Source organism: Novosphingobium naphthalenivorans NBRC 102051, assembly GCF_001590985.1.
GTDB lineage: Bacteria > Pseudomonadota > Alphaproteobacteria > Sphingomonadales > Sphingomonadaceae > Novosphingobium > Novosphingobium naphthalenivorans.
In genome coordinates, this window is sequence record NZ_BCTX01000043.1 from 37,378 (window position 1) to 43,913 (window position 6,536).

A 6,536-nucleotide genomic window follows, 5' to 3' on the forward strand; every position below is an offset into this window, starting at 1 on the left:
GTACATGATGAAGAAATTCCTCTCGCTCACGTCTCCGGCGGCATGGCGCAAGGTCATGGCCCGGCTGAAGGCCGATCAGCGAGGCAACGTCCTGATTGTCGTGGGCTTCACGATCGTTCCGCTGACTTTCACCGTCGGTTTCGGGATCGACTACGCACGCGCCATGAGGCTCCAGACGCAGCTGAACGCCGCGGCCGACGCCGCCGCGCTGGCCGCTGTCGCCCCCTCAATGATCCTCCAGTCGGACAGTGAGGCGGCCCTGGCCGCCACGAAGATGTTCAATTCGCAGGCTGCGCTGGCGAGCGGCTACCAGGACCTGCAGATGACCCCCACCATCACGGCCAGCACCTCCGGCAGCAGCGGGGCTCTGGGCTATCTGCGCAAGGCCACCATCAGCTATACAGTCAAGTCGATCAACATGTTCGGCGGGATTCTCGGCGCCGACACACTGACTGTGAACGGGACGGCCTCGGCCAGCGCCCAGCAGCCGCCCAACGTCGATTTCTACCTGGCGATGGACAATTCGCCTTCAATGCTGCTGCCCGCGACATCGGACGGGATCACCAAGATCCTCAACGCTACTGGCTGCGCCTTCGCGTGCCATGCGCAACTTCCGCACACGGACGGCATCTACGTCAACGACACGCAAAGCCGTAAGGTGCTGTTGTCGACCAGCTACTATACTTCGGGCTCCTCAAAGGAAAACGTCTATTACCGCTGGAACTCGTCAACCAACACACTGTACGACAGTTCGGGGAATTCGATGAATTCGACGAGCACGTCGGTTTCCGGACCCACGACAACGACTACGGGGAATGGAAACAACAGGCGCACCATCCAGACGACGACCACCACGGTAACGACCACGACCTATTCCATCTCCGACAGCACGAGCGGCCCGGTAACGATCACCAAGCGCGTGTCATCGACGCCGACCACGACCACAACCACGACTTATATCAATAGCGGAAGCTCAAGCACTTCCACGAGCACCGGCAGCACGAGCACGACCACTTCGACCTACGACACCGGATGGTGGGCGGACGGCTACTGGCTCACGCACAATTATGGCGAAATCTACGGCAGCCCGTCGAGTCTTGTCCTGCGCAAGGACGACGTCGTCTCGGCCGCCTCGCAGCTGATCCCGTTCGCGGCCAACCAGGCCTCGGAGTACCAGGTTACATACCGGGCGCAGATGTTCTCCTTCGACTGGACCCGGTCCGGCAGCAGCACGCCGGTCAAGACGCTCAACAGTCTTACTGACGTTTCCTCGTACGGGAGCACGTCAGTGGCCGCCCTGTTCCCGGCAGACGACTACTGGTGGAAGAACTCGATGCCCACCAGCAGCACCAACATCAATGACCGGGCCTCCGAAGTTACCAACATGCTGACAACGATGAAGAACCTCATCCCTACGGCAGGTACGGGGGCCCCCGGCGCCACGCCGCAGAAGATCCTGTTTCTCATTACCGACGGCATGCTGGACCAGCCGAATGGAAGCGGCCGCTATTTCGGACCGTTGCGCAGCAGCGACCTGACCGAATGCACGGCGATCAAGGCCAAGGGCATCAAGATTGCGGTCCTTTATACGCAGTACCTTCCGGAATCGCTTGTCGGTGACTCCTGGTCGCAGTCGAACGTCGCTCCGTTCCTGCCCGCTCCGCCCTCGCCCTATCCGGCCGGCAATGCAGGGACTTCCGATCAGGTTCTCACTGCACTGGAGAGCTGCGCCTCGCCGGGCACCAACGGTTCGCCGCTGGTTCAGACCGTGACGGCAGACGACGACATCACCACGGCCCTCCAGCAGCTGTTTTCCACGGCCCTTCAAACGTCCCGTCTGGTGCAATAGCCGCGGCAAGAGCGCTGTTCTGAACGGACGCGAGGCCGCTAAACCGGCCTCGCGTACCGGCGCCTGTATGTTCGCCTCGTTCCTGAGGCTTCGGGATCAGAACCGGCGCAGCCAGTATTGCATCGGCTTGGGCGTATCGGCCGCGTCCCGGTGGTCCTTCCAGGCCAGATGAGTGACGAGCCCCTCGACAGGCGCATAGCCGCGCTTGCGCCAGAAGGCGTCCAGGGGGACATAATCGACCGGCCGGTCAGGATGATCGGCCGGTCGAATGACGGCTGCAAAGGTCGCGGCACTGGCATTGCATTTTCGGGCCTGCGCTTCACGGTGATCGAAGAAGGCATGGCCGATCCCCTGCCCGCGATATTCGGGCAGCAGAACGGATTCGCCAAAGTAGAACAGCCGCGAAACATCGAGGCCGCGTGCCTCGAAAGGGGCCCGGAATTCCGCCTTCTGCGCCTGCATGGGCGAAGCGGTGGCGGCGCCCACCACCCGGCCGCCATCGCAGGCTGCCACCAGGATGCCGTCCGGCGCCTCGACGAATTCGCGCAAGTATCCGGCCTCGTAGGCGGGATCGCCGTCGTAGAGGTAGGGCCACTCGGCGAAAACCGTCATGCGCAGCGCGGCAAGATCGTCGATCGCTGCCAGGATCTGGTCTCCGGTCAGGGCTCTGACAGTAACAGTCACGATCGTTTGCGCCTTTCAGGTCAGGTATCGCGCCGCCATGGGGCTGCGTGGCAGGCCGTTTCCGTCCTCCGTTACCGGCCTGGCTGCATCGCCACAATCTCCCGCGCCAAGGCCATGTCTTCCTTTCTCCCGCTTTATGGGCCGCCATCGTGCCGGAAAGGCGGATGTCCACCGCCTGCAGAGAGGGCAGTTTGCTTTTGCCCCCGCTTGCACTATATGGCCGCCGAAATGCCCCGGCCCGTGCAGTCGCCCGAGACTCGACGGGCCGGGGCTTGCTCTTTTTGCCGTTTGAAGGACGAAAACCATGTCCCGTCGCCGTCAGATCTACGAAGGCAAGGCCAAGATTCTCTACGAGGGTCCGGAGCCGGGCACGCTGATCCAGTACTTCAAGGATGATGCCACTGCGTTCAACGCGCAGAAGAAAGGCACGATCCAGGGCAAGGGCGTCATCAACAACCGCATCAGCGAGTACGTCTTCACGCGCCTCAACCACATCGGCGTGCCCAACCACTTCATCCGCCGCCTCAACATGCGCGAGCAGCTGGTGCGCCAGGTCGAGATCATCCCGATCGAAGTCGTGGTGCGCAACGTCGCGGCCGGCTCGATCTCCAAGCGCCTCGGCATTCCCGAAGGCGAGATGCTGCCGCACACGCTGATCGAATACTACTACAAGGACGACGCGCTCGGCGATCCGATGGTGGCCGAAGAGCACATCCGCTGCTTCGGCTGGGCCGGGCATGACGAGATGCAGGACATCGCCGACATGGCGATCCGCGTGAACGACTTCATGTGCGGCATGTTCGCGGCGATCAACATTCGCCTGATCGACTTCAAGCTGGAATTCGGCCGCATCTGGGACGGTGATTTCAGCCGCGTGATCCTGGCCGACGAGATCAGCCCCGACGGCTGCCGCCTGTGGGACATGCACACCGGCGAAAAGCTCGACAAGGACCGCTTCCGCCGCGATCTGGGCGGTGAGGAAGAAGCCTATCAGGAAGTCGCCCGCCGCCTCGGGCTGCTGCAGGACGACAACGGCCCGAGCGAAGTCTTCGACCTGTCGAAGCACCGCAAGCTGCGCGGCAAGTAAGATAAAACTCCTCCCTGTCGCGCAGCGATGGGGAGGAATTCATCCTTGTTATCCTTATCTTGCTCGGGCACTCCTGCCGCGATGAGAGGTTATCTGTTTGCCCTCCTCGTGGTGCTGGCGCCTGCGCCATTGGCTGCGAAGCAGGCCCCCTACCCTGAAGATCCCCGCTGGGTATTCGAGAAAAGCGACGTTCCCGTCGATCCGGATTTCCGGTTCGGCAAGCTCGGCAACGGGATGCGCTACATCATCCGCCACAATGCCACGCCCAAGGGCACGGCCGTGGTGCGCATGGACGTGGATGTTGGCTCGCTCGACGAGAGCGACAGCGAACAGGGCTATGCCCATTTCATCGAGCACATGGCCTTCAACGGCTCGCAGCGCGTGCCCGAAGGCGAGATGGTCAAGCTGCTGGAACGCGATGGCCTGGCATTCGGCGCCGACACCAACGCCTCGACCGGTTTCGAGCACACGCTCTACAAGCTGAACCTGCCGCGCAACGATCCGGCGCTGCTCGACACCGCGCTGATGCTGATGCGCGAGACGGCCAGCAATCTCACCATCTCGCAAGGCGCGGTCGACCGCGAACGCGGCGTCGTGCTCTCGGAAATGCGCGACCGCAACACCTGGGCCTTCCGCAACGCGGTGGATTCGACGCGGTTCTTCTATCCGCAGGCCCGCTATGCCAGCCGCTTCGCGATCGGAACCGCCGAAACCCTGAATGCCGCCACCAGCGCCTCGCTGAAAGCCTTCTACAAGCGCGAATACGTGCCTGCCCACGTCACGCTCGTCATCGTCGGAGACATTGATGCCGCCGCAGTCGAAGCCGGCATCGTGCGCCATTTCAACGATTGGGCCGCCGCGCCAGTCGAACAACAGCCCGACGCCGGGCCTGTCGATCGCAAGGACAGGAACCGCACCGAGATCTACATCGATCCGGCGCTGTCGGAGCGCGTGACGGTGCTGCGCAACGGGCGCTATCTCGACAAACCCGATTCCGTGGCCGAGCGGCAGGAAAACCTGCTCCGTTCGATCGGCTATGCCATCGTCAACCGCCGCCTCCAGCGTCTGGCCCGCAATGCCAAGCCGCCGTTCCGCAGCGCCGGTTTCGGCACCGGCGACGTCTTCGAATCCGGCCGTTCCACCCGCCTCATCATCGATACCGTCGACGGCAAATGGAAAGCCGGGCTGGAAGCGGCCGCCCACGAATACCGGCGCGCCCTCGCCCATGGCTTCGAACCCGGCGAAGTGGCCGAACAGCTTGCCGAACTGCGCGCATCGATCACCGGTTCCGCGAAATCCGCCCAGACGCGTTCCAACGCGGCTCTGGCCGATGCGGCGCTGGCAATGGTGGACGACGATCTCGTGGCCTCCACGCCCGGGTCCGTGCTCCAGCGGTTCGAAGCCTTCGCGCCGCATGTCACCCCAGATGCCGTGCTCGCCGCCATGAAGCGCGATGCCCTGCCGCTCGACAAGCCGCTGATTCGCTTTCAGGGGCGCATGGCCCCGGCAGGCGGCAAGGAGGCCTTGCGGGATACCTGGCGCGCGGCGATGCATGGAAAGATCGCCCGGGAAACCGCCGGCAGCGTGACCCGGTTCGCCTATACCGATTTCGGCCCCCCCGGAACCGTCGTGAGCGACACCCGCGACCCTGAACTGGGCATCCGCGAAGTGCGCTTCGCCAACGGCGTGATGCTCAACGTCAAGCACACCGACATCGAGAAGGACAAAGTCAGCGTCTCGGTTGCCATCGACGGCGGCGACATGCTCGACACCAAGGCCGATCCGCTCGCCAGCGAAATGGCGCCCTATCTCGACGAAGGCGGTCTCGGGAAGCACAGCCGCGACGATCTCGATTCGATCCTGGCCGGGCACACGCTCAGCCTGAATCTTTCGCGCGGCGAAGCAGCCTTTAATTCCGGCGCGCGGACCACTCCCGGCGATCTGGAACTGCAACTCGATCTGATGACCGCGCTGATTTCCGATCCCGGATACCGGCCCGAAGGCGAAGTGCAGTACCGCCAGTCGGTGAACAACTATTTCGCGCAACTGCGCTCCACGCCCGCCTCTGCTTTGCAGGCGGATCTGGGCGCAATCGTTTCCGGCAACGACCCGCGCTTCAGCCTGCAGCCGGTGCAGGATTACCGTAACCTGACATTCGCCAAGCTGCGCGAGGACATCGGCGACCGGCTGGCGCACGGCGCCATCGAAGTGGGCGTGGTCGGCGACATCGACGAGGACCATGCCATCGCGCTCGTCGCGAAGACGCTGGGGGCCCTGCCCATGCGCGAACCGGCGTTCCGCAACCATGATGGCCAGCCGCCGCGGACGTTTACTGCCGACCGCTCACCGCGCGTGATCCGCCATACCGGCGCGGCCGATCAGGCGCTGCTGCGGATCGTCTGGCCCACCTGCGACGACAGCGATCCCGTCGCCGCGCTGACGCTGGAAATGCTTGAGCGGATCATGCGCGTCGAACTGACCGACGAATTGCGCGAGGCCCTCGGCAAGGCCTACTCGCCATCCGCCAGCAGCTCGCTGTCGCGGCACTGGAAGGGCTACGGCGTGTTCTCGGTGAATGCCTCGGTCGATGTTGCCGATGTAACGGCCGCACGGGCAGCGATCCGCAAGGTCGTTACCGTCCTCAACACCGCGCCTGTCAGCGACGATATCTTCCGGCGCGCGCGCCAGCCATTTCTGGAAGAGCTGCAGAATGCGCTCAAGAGCAATGGCGGCTGGCTCTCGCTGGTCGACCGTGCGCAGACAGAGGCGGACCGCATCGACCGCTTCGAGAAAGCCCGGGAACGGCTGCTGGCGCTGACCCCGGGGGATGTCGAAGCGATGGCCCGGCGCTACCTCACGCCGGACGCCGGGCTGGAAGTGCTGGTCCTGCCCGAAGGCGTCGCGGTTCCCCGCTAG

Annotated in this window: 4 protein-coding genes; 3 read left to right on the plus strand and 1 reads right to left on the minus strand. The window is 63.8% G+C overall.

What is annotated here, in order from left to right; all coding sequences use genetic code 11:
- Nucleotides 1-4: 4 nt before the first annotated feature.
- Entirely contained in the window at nt 5-1,849 is a 1,845-nt protein-coding gene (locus NN5_RS14770; protein ID WP_067734860.1) for a TadE/TadG family type IV pilus assembly protein, read from the plus strand.
- A 96-nt stretch (nt 1,850-1,945) separates the two neighbouring features.
- On the opposite strand, the gene NN5_RS14775 is transcribed toward NN5_RS14770, so the two are convergent.
- Nucleotides 1,946-2,536, minus strand: a complete 591-nt coding sequence (locus NN5_RS14775; RefSeq protein ID WP_157081154.1) for a GNAT family N-acetyltransferase — start codon at nt 2,534-2,536, stop codon at nt 1,946-1,948.
- 301 nt (nt 2,537-2,837) lie between these two features.
- On the opposite strand from NN5_RS14775, the gene purC reads away from it, so the two are divergent.
- Together purC and NN5_RS14785 are read left to right on the plus strand one after the other, a co-directional pair.
- On the plus strand, nt 2,838-3,620 hold the full coding sequence (gene purC, locus NN5_RS14780) for a phosphoribosylaminoimidazolesuccinocarboxamide synthase (RefSeq protein WP_067734861.1): 783 nt from the start codon (nt 2,838-2,840) through the stop codon (nt 3,618-3,620).
- Between the two features lie 81 nt (nt 3,621-3,701).
- A complete protein-coding gene (locus NN5_RS14785; protein WP_067734862.1) occupies nt 3,702-6,536 on the plus strand; it encodes a M16 family metallopeptidase in 2,835 nt (944 codons plus the stop codon).